Source organism: Vreelandella olivaria, from assembly GCF_023507745.1.
In the GTDB taxonomy this organism is placed as follows: Bacteria; Pseudomonadota; Gammaproteobacteria; order Pseudomonadales; family Halomonadaceae; genus Vreelandella; species Vreelandella olivaria_A.
Map to the genome: position 1 here is coordinate 134,371 of NZ_JALPZO010000155.1, position 19,979 is coordinate 154,349.

Consider the following 19,979-nt stretch of genomic DNA (forward strand, 5'->3'; position numbering starts at 1 on the left):
GTCAGCAGTTCGGCGTAGAGAACGTAAGCACGTCTTCCAGGCGTGCCTTACCCAGCGCCAGTTGAATCAACCGATCCAACCCCAACGCGACACCGGCACTCTCCGGCATACCGCTCTCCAACGCCGCCAACAGCTGTTCATCCATATCGACCTCTGTCAGCCCCAACCGACACCGTTCGGCGTTATCCTCGGTAAACCGTAAACGTTGCTCTTCCGCATCCGTCAACTCGTCATAACCGTTAGCCAGCTCTATACCGTTCAGATACAGCTCAAAACGTGAAGCCACCCACTCCCCATCGGCATCCTGATGGCGACGAGCCAATGCCGCCTGACTGGCCGGGTAGTCCACCACAACACTCAGTTCATGCTGGCCCAGGCGTGGCTCAATCACCATACTCATTAATAAATCCAGGCAGGTATCCCGACTCTCCCCCGCCAACGATTTGGCTGGCATCTGGCCATGTTCCGCCGCCAAAGACCGCAGCATTTCAAGGGAGGTGGTAAAAGGGTCTATCGCCAAATGGGTATGAAATAACTCCCGGTAACGATAATGGGTGACCGGCCCGGCATAACTGGGCAACACATTTGCCACCAGTGTGGTGGTTTCATCGATCAGCTTCGCCAGAGAAAAACCAGGGCGATACCACTCCAGCATGGTAAATTCGAGATTATGCCGGGCTCCAACCTCACCATCACGAAAGCTTTTGGCAAGCTGAAAAATGGGGCCGCTACCCGCCGCCAGCAGGCGCTTCATATGAAATTCCGGAGAGGTTTGCAGCCATAATTTACGCTGCCCTCTACCGGTTCGCGCCAACGTTGCAAGTGAGACAAGATGTACATCCGTGCTCCCTCCCTGCCCCAAAATCGGCGTTTCCACTTCCAGCACGTCCCGCTCTACAAAAAAGGCCCGCACTTTAGCGATCAAACGCGCGCGCGCGCGTAGCGTTTCCATATCCGCTGTCGGCTGCCAGCTTGCCGTCATCACTCTCTCCCTAACGTAATAAAGCCACGCATGATTATCGCGTGGCTTTATAAAACATATACTTTAGCGGCACATTCACCGCTTTTCGTCCATCGCAGCTCAAGCCCTGGAGACGTACTCGCCAGAGCGCGTATCAATCTTCAATACTTCACCCTGATTGATAAACAGCGGTACGCGCACAACAGCACCTGAAGAGAGCGTAGCAGGCTTGGAGCCGCCTTGCGCAGTATCGCCCTTCAAACCTGGATCAGTTTCCACCACCTCAAGTTCGATGAAGTTCGGCGCCGCTACCGCAATAGCATTATCATTCCACAAGGTAACGGTATAAGCTGCTTGCTCTTTTAGCCACTTTTCAGTGTCCCCCAGCGCTTTTTTCTCAACCGCATACTGCTCAAACGAGCCATCGGTTTTCATAAAGTGCCACATTTCACCATCGGTATAGAGATATTCCATCTCTAATTCCATGACATCGGCGCCTTCAAGAGACTCACCGGACTTAAAGGTGCGCTCCCACACACGTCCTGTCATCAGGTTACGCAGTTTAACGCGGTTGAACGCCTGGCCCTTACCCGGCTTCACATACTCGTTCTCGACAATCGAGCAGGGATCGCCGTCGAGCATTACTTTCAAACCGCCCTTGAATTCATTGGTAGAATAGTTCGCCATATTGCCTCTCAATTATCTATTACAGTATGTGATGCGCGAAGCCACGCCTCGCTATAGATATCGTTCTTAAATGAGTGCGCGCATGATAACCCGAAGGAGGGCTTTTTGCAGGAGAACATTATTATCGCTGGTAAGCACGCCGCTGCCCAGGTATCACCCTCTTGGCAACAGCAGCTTTCCCGGGCGATTCGCGACCCTATCTCCCTGTGCCAACGGCTTGGGCTAAGTGACCAGTGGCAACCCGGCGCACAGGAGGGGCACCAGCTGTTTGAGATCTGCGTACCAGAAGCCTATCTTTCGCGCATAGCCCCCAACAATCCGGATGACCCACTGTTACGCCAGGTGCTGCCTACCAGTAAAGAAGCGCAGGTAGTATCCGGCTATGTGGTCGATCCACTGGAAGAGGCTGCCCACCGACCAGCGAAAGGCTTGATTCACAAGTACCCAGGACGCGTGCTACTCATCGCCAGCCCGGCCTGTGCGATCAACTGCCGTTACTGCTTTCGCCGCCACTTTCCCTATAGCGATAACTCGCCATCACGAAGTCAATGGCAGGAAGCGCTGGCTTATCTGCATAATGATCCCACCATTCACGAAGCCATCCTTTCCGGTGGCGACCCACTGGCCGCCAGCGACCGCCAGCTGGCATGGCTCGTTGAGCAGCTTGAAAGCATTCCGCATATTAAACGGCTGCGCATTCACACACGGTTGCCGGTGGTGATTCCAGACCGGATTGATGAGATGTTACTTGGCTGGCTTGCCAGCACCCGTTTACAAAAGGTGGTGGTACTCCACATCAATCACCCCAACGAAATTGATCAAGCCGTGGTAGACGCCTGCCAGCGCTTAAAACAAGCGGGCGTAACCCTACTCAACCAAAGCGTGCTACTGAAAGGCATTAATGACAGTGTTGCCACGTTGGCCCAGCTTTCGGAGCGCTTATTCGCCGCAGGTGTACTGCCTTATTATCTGCATGTGGTTGATCCGGTACAGGGTGCCGCCCACTTCGATGTACCCGATGAGGAAGCCAAAGCATTGGTCAGTCGCTTACTGGAACACTTACCGGGCTTTCTAATGCCGCGCCTGGTACGTGAAGTGCCCGGCCGGACCAGTAAGACCCCCCTGTGAACACAACAAGCTGATGACAGGTCGTCGTGAAGACGACCCTGTTCCATCCATCATGCACTCCCAAACGCTCTGTCGATGCCCCTGCAAGCACTCTCGCGGTTGCCATAAAAACCGGTAACGGTCCATGACCGTGCACTCTGCAACACAGCGCACCATTACTGCACACCCAATCCTCAAGTTTCATCTGGTAAGCCAATAAAGAAATTCTGCAAGCAGTTAAATCTCAATATTTTTTTGCTAATAGGCCACTATTTTGCTTTGAGGAATAGTGCAATACATGGGGTATTGGCCGCTTACGCTGCCACACAATTCAGTTTCCAATAGATCGCTAGGGTTCCGACGCCATCAATGTAACGCCCCTGATGGACGTGGCTGGTCCGAGAGCAATCGACCTAACGCCAAGGCGCGAGGTTACACGGCGGGATAAAAGCCCGGGAGGATAAGGTGCAGTGATGCGCCGATGCCCCCGAGTTTACTCTTAGCCGCTGGAGGCTGTTATGACCCTTGCCAATCGCATCTCTCCGAAAACGCTGACATTATCCACACTGTCTGCCACGCTGCTGGCATCCACTTTTGCTGTCACTCCCATTCAAGCCCAGGAACGCGATGACTTCAGCGTATGCTGGTCGATCTACGCTGGCTGGATGCCCTGGGCCTATGCAGATATTGAAGGGGTCGTTGATAAATGGGCTGGCCAATACAGTATCAATATCGACGTGATACAAGTTAACGACTATGTAGAGTCCATTAACCAGTTCACTTCAGGCAATGTAGATGGCTGCGCCATGACCAATATGGACGCCCTGACCATCCCAGCCGCCAGCGGCGTTGACTCCACCGCACTTATTATTAACGACTACTCCAATGGCAACGATGGCATTGTCCTCAAAGGTAGCGATGATCTTGCCGATATTGCCGGGCGCCAGGTCAACCTTGTTCAGTTCAGCGTTTCACACTATTTCCTGGCCCGTGCTCTGGAAAGCGTTGGCCTGACCGAACGTGATATTGAAACGGTCAATACCTCAGATGCGGACATTGTGGGACTCTTCTCCAGCGCAACCACTGAGGCAGTGGCTGCCTGGAACCCACAACTCAGCGCTATCGCTGATATGCCCGACAGCCATGTGGTGTATACCTCGGCGGAAATTCCCGGTGAAATACTCGACATGATGGTCGTTAACACTCAGACCCTGGCGGACAACCCCGCCCTTGGTCATGCCCTGGTAGGCGCATGGTACGAGGTAATGGGCTTGGTGGAAGCTGACGATGAACACGCACTGAGCATCATGGCAGATGCCGCAGGCACCGATGTGGAAGGCTACCGGCAGCAGCTAGCGGCAACCTACCTTTATACCGATCCTGCTGAGGCCATTGAGCTGATGGAAAGCAGCGATCTGCTCGATACCATGGAGCGGGTGGCTGAATTCAGCTTCGAACATGGCCTGTTAGGGGATATGGCGCCGAATGCAAATGTGGTGGGAATCGAAACCCCCAGTGGCGTTTTTGGTGATGAAGGCAACATAAAACTGCGCTTCGACCCAAGCTTTACACAAGCTTATCTCGACGCTCAGTAGTTACCACAAAAGAGCGGTTTCAAGACCGCTCTCTGTTCTCATCACCTATGGATATTGCCATGAAGCGCTTGATAAACCTGACGCCTCCCCGTGGCGGCCGCTGGCTGCTCGGCTTCGTGCCATTTTTATTGTTGGGCATGCTTTACCTAAGCCTCTCTAACGCGCGATTGGCTGAAAACCCCAATGATCGCTTACTGCCTACGCCAGCCACTATGGCGCAATCGTTTCATCATCTCGCCACGGCAGAAAACGTTCGTACCGGCCAGATTGTGTTGTGGACAGATACCTTTGCCAGCCTCGAACGCCTACTCATCGGCATTGGCATCAGTGCCCTGATTGGGCTTGTGGTCGGCATATTGAATGGCGGCATTCCGCTGATCCGCGCCAAATTATCACCTTTAGTGACCGTTGCCTCCCTGATCCCACCGATGGCAATACTGCCGATTCTATTCATCGCCTTTGGTACCGGTGAAGCGTCTAAAATTGCCCTCATCGTCATTGGGGTGACGCCGTTCCTTATTCGTGATCTTCAGGGCCATGCCCTGCGGCTTCCCGACGAACAATTAATCAAGGCACAAACTCTGGGGGCCAGCTCCTGGCAAGTGCTACTAAGGGTTCTGCTACCACAGCTAACGCCCAGGTTATTAAACGCCACTCGTTTGGCACTTGGCAGCGCCTGGCTGTTTCTAATTGCCGCCGAAGCTATCGCCGCTCAGGAAGGTCTTGGCTATCGTATTTTTCTGGTTCGCCGCTACCTCTCCATGGATGTGATCCTGCCCTACGTGGCATGGATTACCCTGTTGGCGTTCCTGCTGGATCAATTGCTGGCCTGGGTATCACGTCTTGCCTTCCCCTGGTATCACGCTGGTGAAGGAGACAAATCATGAGTCTGCTTTCTGCCAAGCGGCTGGAAAAACACTACGGCCACCATGTGGTGTTGGAAAACCTCAACTTCAGTGTTGAACCCGGCGAATTTGTCACGTTGGTGGGCGCCTCAGGATGCGGCAAAACCACCTTTCTAAAAATGCTGCTGGGCACCGAAAATCTTTCAAAAGGCAGCTTACTACTGGATGGCCAGCCCATACCCAATGAGCCTGGCCCCGACCGCGGCGTGGTGTTCCAAAAGTACTCCGTATTCCCGCACTTGACCGTGCTGGGCAACGTGATGATTGCTGAAGAGCTGAACAGTGCCAAGCTACTGGGAAAAAGTTTCGGTGCCGCCAAACGCCGCGCAATAGATAACGCCCGCGCACGTATTGATGAAGTTGGCCTAGGCCACGCGCTTCATAAATATCCTCATGAACTCTCCGGCGGTATGCAGCAGCGCCTGGCTATTGCTCAAGCACTAATGATGCGGCCACGCATGCTACTGCTGGACGAACCTTTTGGGGCGCTTGACCCCGGTATTCGGCAGGATATGCACGGCTTGATCGCACGCCTTTGGCAGGAGCAGCAGCTAACGATCTTTATGATCACTCACGATCTTAAAGAGGCCTTTGCACTGGGCACCCGGCTCTGGGTCTTTGATAAGACTCGCCACGACCCCCAGGCCCCGGAAGCATACGGCGCCACCATCACTTACGACCTACCTATCTCCCAGGATCAGCCCTCAGCGGCTTTCAAGGAAGCACTACACCACGGCTGCCTGCAAACATTCACCGAGGAGACGTTTTCATGAATAGCGAGCCGAGCTACACCACTCACTTGCCCGGTGGTCATCACTGGTCACTGCGGCTACGCCGTGGCACCACGCTGACATTGACCGCCCAAGCGGTCGACAGCAATGTCGGGCTGCTATGTTACAACCCTGAAAATCTGCTGGAACGCTTGAACCTGCCTGACACCTTAAAGTGTCAGCACACCTTTAAGCTTACCCAGGGCCACTGTCTTTACTCGGATATGGGACGCATCTTTGCGTCTATTACCCATGACGACCTTGGCTGGCACGATAGCGTTAGCGGAAACCTGATGCCCCATCATCTGCTGGAGAAAGGCTGGCAACCAGTCAGCTACCAGCAGGCTCATAACGACTGGACCCGCACCGGCTTCGACGCCTTTTTGGTCGAACTCGCCAAGTATGGCCTTGGCCGCCGGGATATGGCGGCCAATCTCAACCTGTTCTCCAGAGTCGAAAGTGATGACCAGGGTACGCTGCGCTATGTGCCTGGACACTGTCAGCCAGGCAACAGCATCACGCTGCGGTTTGAAATGGACACCCTCGTCCTGCTGCACACCTGCCCTCACCCACAGGACCCCAGCGCTGAGTACCCACGTCGTGGCGTCGATATCGCACTAGGCACCGCTGAACCACCTACTGAAGACGACCCCTGCTACCGCTCGCGCCCGGAAAACGCCCGCGGCTTCGCTAATAATCGCCTCTACCACCTCGGCTTATAAGAGGGACACCATGATTATCGAAAGCACACTACGTCCTGAAAACGCCCTGACCCGTACCACGGTTAATGCAGGTGATCACTACATCAGCACCGTCAAGCGCGGCCAAACCCTGCGCATTCTCGATTTAGAGGGCAACCAGGCTGCCGACACGCTGTTCTTCAACGCCGCGGATACCGCCGAGCGCTACAGTGCCATGGACACCGTTCGCGAACAGAGAGCGGTTTACCTGACGGCAGGTTCCAGGCTGATCTCCAGCGAAGGTCGCACCATGTTGACGATTACCGCCGACACGTGCGGCCGTCACGATACCTTGGGAGGTGCCTGCGCCAGCGAAAGCAACACCGTGCGCTACGATCTGGAAAAGCGCCATATGCACTCTTGTCGCGATAACTGGATGCAGGCGATTGCCAACCACCCGGAGTATGGTCTGACCAAGCGGGACATCACCCACAACATCAATTTCTTTATGAACGTGCCGGTGACTGCCGATGGCGGGCTGACCTTCGAAGACGGTATCTCCGCGCCGGGCAAGTATGTGGAAATGGTCGCCGAGATGGATGTGATCGTACTGGTCTCCAACTGCCCCCAGCTCAACAACCCCTGCAACGGCTACAACCCCACGCCTATCGAGCTGTTGGTTTGGGCAAGTTGAAATGGAGATTGAGTGCCGGACAAGTCAGGAGAGTAAGCGAAACGTCTTTTTCAGGGCCGGAAAGAGCTCCATGCAATTCCGGCATTCCCGCCATCCATGGCGGTCAGATGGAAAAGCCGAGCACCCATGGATGGGTTAACAGCGTTTTCGCGACTCTACTGACTTGGCAAAGAGCACTTGGAAAGCCCTGGGGACGACCCTAGTTGGCCAAGCAACCCGCGGGACGGCCCGCCATTGTCCATACGCTCAGGTTTGCAGACAACACTATGTCCATCAATAAAACGTTTAGCAAAGTATTGATTGCCAATAGGGGCGCCGTTACCGCCCGCATTTTACGCACTCTAAAAAAACTCGGTGTGGGCAGCGTGGTGGTATATGCAGATGCCGACCGCGATGCTCCCTATGTACATCAGGCAGATGAGGCCTACTCCCTGGGTGAAGGGAACGCCAGCGATACCTATCTCGATATCAATAAACTAATCGCTATTGCCAAGCAAAGCGGTGCTCAGGCAGTGCATCCCGGCTACGGTTTCCTCTCGGAAAACACCCGCTTTATTACCGCCTGCGACGCCGCCGGACTCACTTTTCTAGGCCCCACCGCAAAACAGATTAAACAGTTTGGCCTCAAGCACGAAGCACGCGCCCTGGCCAAGCTGGCAGGTGTGCCGCTGGTGCCCGGCTCAGATTTGCTGGGAAGCAGCGATGAAGCTAAGGCCTGCGCCGAGCGGATCGGCTACCCGGTGATGCTTAAATCCACCGCCGGTGGCGGTGGTATCGGTATGCAGGTATGCCAATCCCCAACTGAACTTGCGCGCGCATACGAATCGGTCAAAGGCCTGGGCGAGCGCAACTTTGGCGATAGCGGCGTATTTCTTGAAGCCTATATCGCCTGCGCCCGCCACCTGGAAGTACAACTGTTTGGTGACGGTCAAGGCAACGTGGTGGCACTCGGCGAGCGCGACTGCTCTACCCAGCGCCGTCATCAAAAAGTGCTTGAAGAGTGCCCTGCCCCCAACCTGCCGGAAACTTTGCGTCAGGCATTGCACGCCACGGCGGTTCAGCTAGGTAAAGCGGTTCACTACCGCAGCGCAGGCACTGTCGAATTCATTTACGACACCGAGCGTGAAAACTTCTACTTCCTTGAGATGAACACCCGCCTGCAGGTAGAGCATGGCGTGACCGAACTGGTATATGGCATCGATATTGTCGAGTGGATGGTGCGCCTGGGCGCGGGCGAACTACCCGACCTTAATGCGCTCACTCACAAACTATCCCCCTCCGGTCATGCAGTGCAGGCACGCCTCTACGCTGAAGACCCTGCCCATGACTTTCGTCCCAGCGCCGGGCTGCTTACCGAAGTAGCCTTCCCTGAGGGTGACGGCCTACGTATTGATCATGCTATCGAAGCAGGCCTTGAGGTATCAGCGCTGTTCGACCCCATGCTGGCAAAAATAATGGTTCACGCCCCCACCCGCGATGCTGCTATTACACAACTGGCCACCACACTGGAAGAAGTATCGGTGTATGGCATTACCACTAATCGTCGCTGGCTTGCCCACGTGCTGCGTGCACCACGCTTCCAGCAGGTAGACATCGACACCCACTGGCTCACCACCCTTGAATGGCAACCACCAGCCATTGAAGTGCTAACCCCTGGCACCTTAACGACCCTTCAGGATTACCCTGGTCGCCAGGGCCACTGGGATGTGGGCGTACCCCCTTCGGGGCCCTTTGACGACTGGTCGTTTAGGCTCGGCAACCGACTGCTTGATAACCCAGCGGATGCTGCCGGACTCGAAATCACCCTCAATGGCCCAACATTGCGCTTTCACCGGGCGACACAAATCGTTCTGGCAGGTGCCGAACTGCCCGCCACCCTGGATGATAGCCCAATCCATTTTTGGCAAATCATTGATATCCCAGCCGGAAGTATCCTGGCGCTCGGCAAGGTCAACGGTGGAGCAAGAGCGTATGTGCTGGTTCGTGGTGGCATCCAATGCCCACTCTATTTGGGTTCCCGCAGCACCTTTACGCTGGGGCAATTTGGTGGTCATGCCGGTCGGGCACTGCGTAGCGGCGATATGCTTGACCTGCCTGCATTATGCCCTGCCCCCGCAGCTAAACTGGAGGCCACGCTGATCCCGCATATTGGTGGCGATAAAGCTGAGACGGTCACCAAAATCGCCGTACTGTACGGTCCCCATGGTGCGCCTGACTTTTTCACTGACGACGATATTGAGCGCTTTTTCGACCACGACTGGGAAGTACACTATAACTCCAGCCGTACCGGCGTACGGCTGATTGGCCCACGGCCTGAATGGGCACGGGCAGATGGCGGCGAAGCAGGCCTGCACCCCTCCAATATCCACGATAACGCCTACGCTTTTGGCACCATCGACTTTACCGGCGATATGCCGGTGATACTTGGCCCTGATGGCCCTTCGCTGGGCGGTTTTGTCTGCCCTGCCACCGTGGTACGCGCCGAGCGCTGGAAGCTTGGCCAGCTTACCGCAGGTGACAAGGTGCGTTTCGTGCCAGTCAGCCTGGACACCGCCCGGGCACTGGAGGAGCACCAGCTTGCCGAGCTGGAGAGCCTGTCTACCCAATGTCTCCCCATAACACCATGCCAAACCCGTGGCACTCCCATTGTGCATCAGGTGAGCACTGAACAGGCAGGGGAAAGAATCGTCTACCGCCGCGCAGGAGATGACTTTCTGTTGATCGAGTTCGGCCCAATGGAACTGGATATCGCGTTACGCTTTCGGGTACACGCCTGGATGCTGTGGTTACGTGAACATTCGTTACCGGGGCTGCGGGAATTAACCCCCGGTATCCGCTCACTCCAAGTGCACTACGAACCGCTGGAGCTGAGCCTTGAGGCCTTACTCGCCCACCTGCAAAAAGCCGAACAGGCTCTGGCCGATGTGGAATCCCTGGAAGTGGAGTCACGCGTGGTACACCTACCGCTCTCCTGGGATGACCCCGCCTGCCAGGAAGCGATTGATAAATACCAGCGCAGCGTGCGTCCCGATGCGCCCTGGTGTCCCAGTAACCTCGACTTTATCCGCCGCATCAACGCCCTGGAGAGTGAGCAGGAAGTACGCGACATCGTATTTAACGCCCGCTATCTGGTGATGGGCCTGGGGGACGTTTATCTGGGCGCGCCGGTCGCCACGCCCCTGGACCCGCAGCAACGGCTGGTCACCACCAAATACAACCCTGCCCGCACCTGGACAGCGGAAAACTCTGTGGGCATTGGCGGCGCTTATCTATGTGTTTACGGTATGGAAGGCCCCGGTGGCTATCAGTTCGTGGGGCGCACTCTACAGATGTGGAACCGCTACCGTGCCACAGCCCATTTTGAGACCCCATGGCTACTACGTTTTTTTGATCAGTTGCGCTTCCACGAAGTCAGCCACGATGAACTACAGCAAATTCGCCGGGACTTCCCCCACGGCCGCTATGACCTCTGCATAGAAACCGCTCGCTTCCGGCTGGCGGACTACCAAGCTGAAGTAGACAAAAACAGCCAGGAGATTGATGCCTTCCGTACCCGTAGGGAAGCGGCTTTTCAAGCTGAAATGGCTGCATGGCGGGCTAACGGCCAATTCACCTTTGAAGACCAGGCACCTGCCTGCACCGAGCTAGAAACACTAAACGATAACGAACTGGGGATTGAAAGCCCGGTCACTGGCAGCTTATGGAAACTACTGGTTAAGGAGGGCGAACAGATAACTGCGGGCCAACCCGTGGCCCTGGTGGAATCCATGAAGATGGAAGTGGAAGTCACCGCTCACTGCGCAGGCCGGATTACCCGGCTGCCGCTAGCCGAAGGCGCAGCGGTGGCACCTGGACAACCGCTGTTAGTGCTCACCAATAATAAAGAGGAGGCAAACGTATGAGTTCCCCTACCCCAGACCAGCGCTTGGCAGATTTCCAGGACATTCCAGTGATTGATATTCACGACCTGCTCCATGGGGACGAGTTGGCGCGCCGAATGGTAGCCAATCAGCTGGGCCGCGCAGCGCGTGATGTTGGTTTCTTTCAAGTGGTGGGCCATGGGATTGATCACGCCCTGCGCGATGGGCTGATCACTCAGGCCAAACGCTTTTTTGCTCAGCCGGAGGCAACCAAAATGGAGCGCTACATCGGCCGCTACTCTCATCACCGGGGCTATGTTCCCCCAGGAGAAGAGTCCCCGGACCCGACCAAACCGGATATGAAAGAGGCTTTCGACCTTGCCTTTGAACTCACCAGCGATGACCCGGATGTCATGGCAGGAACACCCCTGCTCGGCCCCAACCCCTGGCCCGACCTGGATGGCTTCCGCGAGCCTGTCGCCGCCTATTACGATGCTGCTTATCAGTTGGGACGCGCACTGATGGGTGGTTTTTCACTGGCGCTGGGACTTGATGAGCAAAAACTGTTAAGCCACGTTACCAAGCCACCCAGCCAATTGCGGCTGATTCACTACCCGTACAATCCAGATGCCGAAGACGCCCAGGGCATCGGTGCTCATACCGATTACGAATGCTTTACCCTTTTGTTACCCACCGCACCAGGGCTGGAGGTGATGAATGGCAAAGGCGAATGGATTGACGTGCCTTTTCAGGAGGGTGCGCTGATCGTCAATATTGGCGATATGCTGGAAATCTGGAGCAATGGAGAGTTTGTGGCAACCTCCCACCGGGTACGCAAAGTGAAAGAAGAGCGCTACTCGTTCCCACTGTTTTTCGCCTGTGATTACCACACGGTAGTTGAACCACTGACCGAGCTGGTTGCTCGCCATGGACAGGCCAACTACCCCCCGCTGAAATCAGGTGACCACCTATACGCCCAAACCATTCAAACCTTTCGATACCTGCGCGAACGTTTGGCCCACGGCGACATTACTCTGCCTGAAGGTGCCCGCGCAGTGGGTAGCCTTGGGCAGCATGGCAAACGCAAGGAACAACATGATAAGGAACCGAAGGAATGAGTATTCACCTACCGGTGGTTCCTGGTCGCTATCAAGGCGCTTGGCAGCGCACACGGTATGCCGAACCGGCCAGTCCACCTCATCACCGGGCAGACACCACCACGCGGGTGGCTTGGCTACAGGGTAAACAATGGCATGCCGACCTGCGCCTACCTACTAATGGTCCTGATTTTACGGGCATTACCTGCTTAGAGGCATGCGACAGGCATCAGCTTGAGTGGCTGGCAAGCCTCACTGCCTTTGCCGGCATCACCCAGATTGAAGGAAGTGTATGCACCTGGCACCGCTTTCAAGATCTCTGCCCCAGCCTGGAACGGGATGTAGGCCAACTAATTTGGATGGATGACAACATAATAGAGGAGCGACACCCTACCGGATGCTACGTGGAGCATTGGCAGCGGCTTACTCGTCAGCCCGCCAGGGAAGTGATACATACGGATGAGCAGGGGCAACTGCGCTGGCTAGAGATCGGCGATCACGCTATTGCAATTACCCCTCGCCCCCTGGCAGCCAACACCGAAAACCTGTTTCTGCCGCTGGCGGATGCCGCCGACGACACCCTGCGCTGGCGCGCCAGCCTACGGTTCGACTATATGCAGCGCAGCCACGACGGCTGGAACATCCTGCTATCCACGCATCCATGGCGGGTGGGACGCCGAGTTACGGTAGTCAATGAACACAAAATATATTCCGAGATACCACCGAATTGAACAAGGAGCCAACCATGACACTCTCTCTTCCGCTGGATATGACAAGCCTCCACCATGCCTACCGAAAAGGCGAGCTGACCCCTTCTATGTTAATCGACGAACTACTGGCAACCGCTGATACTCAAGACAAAAACCCTGCCTGGATCACCCGCTTAAACCGTGAACAGCTGGCTCCTTACCTACAGCGCCTGGAGGGCGAATCTCCAGAGACGCTACCGCTTTACGGCATCCCCTTTGCGATAAAGGACAATATCGACCTGGCAGGCATTCCCACCACAGCGGGCAGCCCTGCATTTGCCTACACCCCCACGGAACATGCTTTTGTAGTGCAGAAACTCATCGATGCAGGTGCAATCCCCATGGGAAAAACCAATCTGGATCAGTTTGCCACGGGTTTGGTGGGTGAGAGGGCACTGGATATCTACGGTACGCCAGCCAATGCCTTCGACCCAACCCTGGTTCCCGGCGGCTCCAGCAGCGGCTCGGCGGTAGTGACAGCAGCCGGTATGGTCAGCTTTGCGCTGGGCACGGATACCGCTGGTTCAGGCCGTGTACCCGCCTGTTTTCATAACCTTTATGGTGTTAAACCCAGCTTGGGACTGCTCAGCACCCGAGGCGTAGTACCCGCCTGTGCAACGCTGGATACCATTAGTCTGTTTACGATCATCGCCGACGATGCTGCGAAAGTGCTCGACATAACCGCGGCCTATGATGATCAGTGCGCTTGGTCACGGGCGTATAACTTTGCTATACATGGTAAACGCTATGGTCAAGCCCCCTCCGCTTTTCGCTTTGGCGTACCGCTTGAATCCCAGTGGCAGACGGATGCGGCCTATAGCCAAGGCATGTATGCGGCCATTCAGGAACTGGAGGCACTTGGCGGCGAAAAAGTCGAGCTGGACTGCTCACCGCTACTGGCAGCAGCGCGTTTGCTATATGAAGGTCCATGGGTGGCTGAGCGCTACCACGCGATTCGCGAGTTAATGACAAGCAATCCTGATGCAATTCACCCGGTCACCTTCCAAATCACCCAGGGTGGCGCCGCACCGTTAGCCGTGGACGCCTTTGATGCCCGCTATAAACTCGCCAAGTATAAGCGCCAAGCCGATGCGCTGCTTAGCCAGGTGGATGTGATGCTCTCCCCCACCACGGTCACACACCCCAGCAAGGCCGAAGTAGCCGCCGATCCGATTGGCGTCAACTCCCGCCTGGGCACCTGGACCAACTTTATGAACCTGCTCGACTACAGTGCACTTGCGGTGCCAGTTGGCTTTACCGAGCGTGACCTGCCAGTGGGTGTCACGCTGTTTGGGCCAGTATTTGCGGATTTACAGCTACTCTCATTGGCCCGTGCACTTGAGTCGCGCTTGATGTTGCCGTTAGGCGCAACCGGTATCCCTCACCCACCGCTCATGGAGCTCTCCACGCCTTCCCAGGACGGCAGCATAGAACTGGTGGTATGTGGCGCGCATCTCACCGGCCTGCCGCTAAACCATCAGCTTACAGAGCGGGGCGGAGAGCTGGTCAGCACTACCCAGAGTGCACCACACTATAAACTGTTTGCTTTGGCAGGCGGGCCGCCTAAACGCCCGGCGATGTTACGGGATGCAGGCGGCCAATCCATTAAAGTGGAAGTGTGGCGCCTTCCCATCGAAACACTGGGCAGCTTTTTGGCCGGTATTCCCGCTCCGCTGGGTTTAGGCCAAGTAGAGCTTGCCGATGGTAGTTGGAAATGTGGTTTTATCTGTACGGCAGGTGCGCTGAATGAAGGTGGCAAGGCGCAAGATATCACGCAGTTTGGCGGTTGGCGTGAGTGGTTAAAAAGCGCTCAATGAGCCCCCGACCTGCGTTTCGAAAGCCGAGACAATATAACGATGCAAAACCGCAGCAGCGGCACCACACACCAGCGCAAAGGAGCCACAACCCAGCGGTAGCTAAAACGCATAATGAACAGCACTGGTAACAACACTACCAACCAGATAACAAACTGCCCCAGCCATGCTGGCCAACCCAACCACTTCGCCACATTAGCACCCAACGCACTAATCAAGCTGGGGTGTCTGACCACCACAAAAGCGGTCGTGGCAACAGCGCCCACCTTCGCGATACGCGACAAATGGGCGAATCGCCCGCCGCTTATCAAGACGCCCTGGCGTATACCGGCTCGTGCCCCCTGTGCCTCTACCAACCCCACCCGTGAGCCCTGGGCAACGCGACCGGCTCTTAACACTTTAACAGCGCTGGCCATCACCAACAGATCGACGCCTGCCCACCCCATATCACTTGCACCAATCTCATCACCACTGCGCCACTGGCTTTCCAGGCTGCGGATACCACTGGTAAAAAAATCTCCCACCCCCGAGACCACTCGCTCACTTTGCAACCATTTCACGCTACCCTCACTATCGGTGACAAATTGATTGAGCAGTGCATGCCCTTCTGTTTCCAGAAGAACAATGCCCATTTGCCCTCGGCGATAGGGAGACCATTCCATCAGAGGCGGTGCTTCCTCATCTCCCCACCAACGGCTCAACTGCTGGTAGCGTTCGCCAATCCAGTGCTGTGCTCTCAAGGTCGCAATATCATGGTCGCGGAAATAGCTGACAGGTAAAACCGCATCAGCTCCGAAACGCACCAGTACGCGCTGGAATGCAGCAGAGTCTGCATGCTCCCTCAATACACTGCGTGCCATGTCGCCATAGCGCAAAATCGCCAGATGAGCGCTCATCCATAGTGCCTGGTCAGCAGCATAGTGGAGAAAAATAGCGTTGAGTTCCGCAGACTCCTCCCTTAGCGATGTTTCCAGGGCAGGCAATGCACGCTGTGCTTCGAGGCGCACGAGGCGTGACTCAAAGGGTTCACTGGATGCCTGAGCGGCCAATCCACCAGCCAGCACAATGGCGGCAGCCAACATTATCGGCCAAAGACGCATGTTGCACTCTCCAGTTCGACATTCATGATCCATTCACTCAGCGATTCAAAACAACGCCCCACGGTAAAGACAAAGACACTGTAGAAAGGCTACCTCGCTTGGATGAGTCTACTTTATCTGCATGCAAAAAAACCGGCGCACATGGCACCGGTCAAGTCCGAAACAGCATAACAACCGCTAGCAACAACCTCAGGAAAGCGACATCGACAGATACAGCAAAAAAGAGAGGCTCGTACCAATTATTGTAGACATTGCTATCGCCAGGAGTTCCATGGTCATCATGCATATGGGCGCAATAGTCACTGAAATTCCTGTTTAGCAAATTATTAGCCACGTCATGGAGGCCACACACTCACCCTGTCCACTTAGCGCTACAGCCATTTTGTCTACACTGATACGGGAAACGCTTTTAAGCGATACCGCTTGAATAGCTACCCAACTGGAGGAATGGACATGAAAGGATTTCGAACTCCCCTTATTGCCGGGCTGCTGAGTGGCGCTGCGCTGCCCGCCATAGCGCAAGAGTATGTAATTGATGCAGGCACACTCTTTGATGGTAACCAGTTAAGCGAGAATGCTCGCATCGTCGTACAGGATGGCCGTGTGATTGAAGTGGGTACTCGTGAGGAAGTCGATACACCGGAAGGCGCCGAGGTTATCGATTACAGCCAGTACTTCATCATGCCGCAAATGATTGCCGGTCACAGCCATGTTGGAACCGTCCAGGGGATGGAGCATGGCGGTGATGTGTACTCCCGCGAAACCGTTGAACGTGACTTGGCACAGTTTGCCCGATATGGAATTGCTGCGGTTAATGCGTTAGGCATGAATCGCCCGTTGTTTCATGAATTACGTACCGAGATGCGCGGCCCGGATTATGCAGAAGCTGATCTTTATGGGGCAGGCACAGGCCTCGGAGCACCAGATGGCGCACCACCTGCAGACGCAATGAATACCGAAGAGGATCAAGTCAACCGCCCTGGAAGCCCCGAAGAGGCACGAGAAAGTGTACAAGAGATGTCCAACATGGGCGTTGATATGATTAAAGTCTGGATCGATGATATGGGCGATAATGTGCCAAAAATGGCGCCTGACATCTACACAGCGGTGTTTGAGGAAGCAACGGCCCAGGGACTGCTCTCGGCAGCTCACATCCATGATTACGCAGATGCCCGCGCCGCGATTGAGGCAGGCGTCAACGTTATTGCCCATGGCGTTCGCGACCAGGAGATCGACGATGAGCTGATAACGCTGATGGCTGAGAATGGCGTCTGGTATATCCCAACTATCAACATCAATGAATCCAACTACCTCTATGCGGAACACCCAGAGTGGCTGGAAGATGACTTCTTTACCATGGGAGCGAGCCCTGAACTGCAAGAGGCTATCGCAGATGAAGAGTGGCGCGAAAAGGCGCTGGAGGATGTGGATGAAGATCGTCAGGCCGTCGCTGTGAATATCGAAAACCTACGCCGCATTGTCGAACACGGTGGTGTTCGGGTGGTACTGGGCACGGATTCCGGCGCTACAGCAGTGCGTATTCCAGGCTTTGCCGAACACCAGGAGCTAGCCCTGATGGCCGAAGCCGGCATGGACCCACTGGATATTCTTATTGCATCCACATCAGCGGGGGCTGATATGTTGCGTATTGACGACCTTGGCCGCATAGAACCCGGTGCGCGCGCGCAATTTATTGTTATTGATGGTGATCCAAGTGAATCCATTACCGATACCCGCTCGATTGTAGAGGTAATACGCTACTAAGCGGCAGTCATACGCCCCACTATGCAAATCGCCGGGCGATGATGCCCGGCGATGTGCGACTGGATGCACTGAGACATCATCCGGCAGACTGGCTTACGATCACATCTTCACCCTTACACTTACCACAGGAGACTGAGCAGAACAGCACTCTCAACGTCCATCAGTTTTATGGTTTCCGGTATAACCGGCAGTCTCACCCGAAGGCTGGGATGGCTTCGCACCACTCTGAGCAAGCACCGCTTCCATACGGTCTAGCTGTGCTTTCAGCGTATGCACATCACTGCGCAGTGCCTGTAGCTGTGCAGAATCCCCTTCACCGCTATCACGATCCATCTGGGCACTCTCCTTCTGCATCACATCAAGCACAATACCGATCATCATATTTAAGAAAATAAAGGCATTAAGGAAAATGAAAGTTAAAAAGTAAATCCACGCATAAGGGTAAACCTCCATGGTGGGATAAAGCACCGCCGTTGCCCAACTCTCAAAAGTTGCCACCTGGAACAGTGTCAACATGGCCAGTGCGATGTTGCCCCATAGCCCTTCATCCACACTATTAAACAGGAAACTTCCCAGGGCAGCATAGATATAGAAAATGATAAACATCAGTAGCGCGACATAGCCCATTCGGGGAATGGATTTCACTAATGCCACCAGCAGCATCTGTAGCTCAGGTATCATCGACACAAGACGAAGCACCCTGAAAATACGCAGCAACCGTGCCAACAGCACCATTTCCGAATCGTCCATGGGAATCAGACTGGCAGTAACGATCAGGAAGTCGAAAACATTCCAGCCTTTCTTAAAAAAGCTGACTAAATTGCGCTCGGCTGCCATTCTGATCAGAATTTCAATCAGGAAGAATACTGTTACCCCAATATCCAAATAGAGTAACCACTGCTCTATACGGGTAGTTTCCTCATAGGTTTTTGCGCCAATCACCAACGCCGAAAGCACGATGATAGAGATCACAACCCCTTCGAACAGCTTGTTGGAACGCAGTTTTTCGAAGCGGTCTTGCCAGGTATTGAAGGGTTCACTCATGGAATCAGGAGTCTCTAAAACAGGTCAACGGAGCATTTTATACCAAACCACTACCTCGCCATACGAGTGTTACCTTTCCAAATTTCTGCTGTCAGTTGAACAGCAAGATGGCACCTCATCATTACCAATACTGTACAATGATAAAGAATAGCGTCAGACGCGCATGTATGGCTCTGTCAGAGGATAGTAGTGGTTGATACCACTTTCCGGTAAGCTCCTCCCGATTTGCTAGCCTGTTTTGAGGTGAAGATATGTGGAGCCTGCTTAGGCTGTCTGCACTATCACTAACTGCATTAGTGATAACGGGTTGCTCAGACCCCAAAATAGATACCAGTTCAATGCCTGCCGCTGTGGTCTCCGTTGAGAAGGTGCGCGATTCGCTACCTACTTACAAGCGGGACGAATTTGACCAGGCGTTGACTATTATCGCCATGTCGTCATTTAGCGGCATTGATATTCTCAATCCACAGCGAATGAATGCCGCTGAAATTGCCGAAACAGCTAACGCTTATATGCATGGACTCACTGGCGATGAGCTTATCGCGCGGGCAGATGAAATGCTGCGGCAACGCAGGGCACGGGAGCGCGAGCAGGCACTGAGAACACTGACCCGGCTGGAAGAGAAAGAAGCGAATGCCAAACGAGACAGTGAGCAGTTAGCACTCGTCACCGTTGATAAAGCCAACTACTACATCAGTACCAGCCCCTACGGTGCCCCAGAGCCTGTTATTGAACTCACGGTCACCAACAGCACAGAGCAGGCACTATCACAACTGACGATGCGGGGTGTGTTGACCAGCCCAGGCCGTGACGTCCCATGGGTTGATGAAACATTCTATTACATTGTGTCAGGCGGGCTTTCCGCGGGCGAAACAGGCCAGTGGAGTCTGGCACCCAACCGCTTTGGCCCTTGGGGTGATCCGCAGATACCACAAAATGTCACCCTTACACTGACACTCGAAGGGCTGCGTGATAGCGAGGGCAAACCGCTGTGGGATTCGCCACCGCTGACTGAAAATGAAACGGCCCGGCTGGAAGCGCTACGCAAGGACTATGCTGGAATTGCCCGCTCACCGGCGGAGCAAAATGATAGCTAAACGCTCTTCAGTTTTCAGGCGGTGCCCAGGCAACACCGCCTGACTTCTTACATCA

Annotated in this window: 16 protein-coding genes and 1 riboswitch; of the genes, 12 read left to right on the plus strand and 4 right to left on the minus strand. The window is 54.9% G+C overall.

Annotated elements, in window-relative coordinates; genetic code table 11:
• Position 1: 1 nt before the first annotated feature.
• A complete protein-coding gene (epmA, locus tag HP566_RS18870) occupies positions 2 to 982 on the minus strand; it encodes an EF-P lysine aminoacylase EpmA (RefSeq protein ID WP_249978856.1) in 981 nt (326 codons plus the stop codon).
• Positions 983 to 1,081: 99 nt separating this feature from the next.
• Complete coding sequence (gene efp, locus HP566_RS18875) at positions 1,082 to 1,648, minus strand: elongation factor P (RefSeq protein ID WP_249978857.1); 567 nt, start codon at positions 1,646 to 1,648, stop codon at positions 1,082 to 1,084.
• Between the two features lie 105 nt (positions 1,649 to 1,753).
• On the opposite strand from efp, the gene epmB reads away from it, so the two are divergent.
• From epmB to atzF, 10 genes are all read left to right on the plus strand, one after another.
• Positions 1,754 to 2,776 (plus strand): EF-P beta-lysylation protein EpmB, encoded by a 1,023-nt coding sequence (gene epmB / locus HP566_RS18880; RefSeq protein WP_249978858.1) that lies wholly within the window; start codon positions 1,754 to 1,756, stop codon positions 2,774 to 2,776.
• 317 nt (positions 2,777 to 3,093) lie between these two features.
• Positions 3,094 to 3,216: riboswitch (guanidine-I (ykkC/yxkD leader) on the plus strand.
• A 57-nt stretch (positions 3,217 to 3,273) separates the two neighbouring features.
• Entirely contained in the window at positions 3,274 to 4,350 is a 1,077-nt protein-coding gene (locus tag HP566_RS18885) for a putative urea ABC transporter substrate-binding protein (protein WP_249978859.1), read from the plus strand.
• 59 nt (positions 4,351 to 4,409) lie between these two features.
• Positions 4,410 to 5,237 (plus strand): ABC transporter permease, encoded by an 828-nt coding sequence (locus HP566_RS18890; protein ID WP_249978860.1) that lies wholly within the window; start codon positions 4,410 to 4,412, stop codon positions 5,235 to 5,237.
• The gene (locus tag HP566_RS18895) at positions 5,234 to 6,028 is read left to right on the plus strand and encodes an ABC transporter ATP-binding protein (RefSeq protein ID WP_249978861.1); all 795 of its coding nucleotides are present in this window, start codon (positions 5,234 to 5,236) and stop codon (positions 6,026 to 6,028) included. Before HP566_RS18890 ends, HP566_RS18895 begins: the two co-directional genes overlap by 4 nt.
• Positions 6,025 to 6,747 carry an urea amidolyase associated protein UAAP1 gene (locus tag HP566_RS18900; RefSeq protein WP_249978862.1) on the plus strand — a complete coding sequence of 241 codons (723 nt, stop codon included), beginning with the start codon at positions 6,025 to 6,027 and terminating at the stop codon, positions 6,745 to 6,747. The genes HP566_RS18895 and HP566_RS18900 overlap by 4 nt, the downstream gene beginning before the upstream one ends.
• Positions 6,748 to 6,757: 10 nt before the next feature.
• Positions 6,758 to 7,399 carry an urea amidolyase associated protein UAAP2 gene (locus HP566_RS18905; RefSeq protein WP_249978863.1) on the plus strand — a complete coding sequence of 214 codons (642 nt, stop codon included), beginning with the start codon at positions 6,758 to 6,760 and terminating at the stop codon, positions 7,397 to 7,399.
• Between the two features lie 266 nt (positions 7,400 to 7,665).
• Positions 7,666 to 11,301: an urea carboxylase gene (uca, locus tag HP566_RS18910; RefSeq protein WP_249978864.1), complete on the plus strand. Its 3,636-nt coding sequence runs from the start codon at positions 7,666 to 7,668 to the stop codon at positions 11,299 to 11,301.
• Positions 11,298 to 12,377 (plus strand): isopenicillin N synthase family dioxygenase, encoded by a 1,080-nt coding sequence (locus HP566_RS18915; RefSeq protein ID WP_249978865.1) that lies wholly within the window; start codon positions 11,298 to 11,300, stop codon positions 12,375 to 12,377. Before uca ends, HP566_RS18915 begins: the two co-directional genes overlap by 4 nt.
• Entirely contained in the window at positions 12,374 to 13,087 is a 714-nt protein-coding gene (locus HP566_RS18920; RefSeq protein WP_249978866.1) for a hypothetical protein, read from the plus strand. Before HP566_RS18915 ends, HP566_RS18920 begins: the two co-directional genes overlap by 4 nt.
• A 14-nt stretch (positions 13,088 to 13,101) precedes the next feature.
• Positions 13,102 to 14,922, plus strand: a complete 1,821-nt coding sequence (gene atzF, locus HP566_RS18925) for an allophanate hydrolase (RefSeq protein ID WP_249978867.1) — start codon at positions 13,102 to 13,104, stop codon at positions 14,920 to 14,922.
• Here atzF and HP566_RS18930 read toward each other — a convergent pair.
• On the minus strand, positions 14,916 to 16,019 hold the full coding sequence (locus HP566_RS18930; RefSeq protein WP_249978868.1) for a hypothetical protein: 1,104 nt from the start codon (positions 16,017 to 16,019) through the stop codon (positions 14,916 to 14,918). The genes atzF and HP566_RS18930 overlap by 7 nt on opposite strands.
• Before the next feature lie 453 nt (positions 16,020 to 16,472).
• Between HP566_RS18930 and HP566_RS18935 the strand changes: the two genes are divergently transcribed.
• Entirely contained in the window at positions 16,473 to 17,783 is a 1,311-nt protein-coding gene (locus HP566_RS18935) for an amidohydrolase family protein (protein WP_249978869.1), read from the plus strand.
• A gap of 150 nt (positions 17,784 to 17,933) precedes the next feature.
• Here the strand turns inward: HP566_RS18935 and HP566_RS18940 are convergent, their stop codons facing one another.
• Positions 17,934 to 18,827, minus strand: a complete 894-nt coding sequence (locus HP566_RS18940; protein WP_249978870.1) for an ion transporter — start codon at positions 18,825 to 18,827, stop codon at positions 17,934 to 17,936.
• Positions 18,828 to 19,078: 251 nt separating this feature from the next.
• On the opposite strand from HP566_RS18940, the gene HP566_RS18945 reads away from it, so the two are divergent.
• Positions 19,079 to 19,924, plus strand: a complete 846-nt coding sequence (locus HP566_RS18945) for a DUF6694 family lipoprotein (RefSeq protein ID WP_340163091.1) — start codon at positions 19,079 to 19,081, stop codon at positions 19,922 to 19,924.
• Positions 19,925 to 19,979 lie beyond the last annotated feature (55 nt).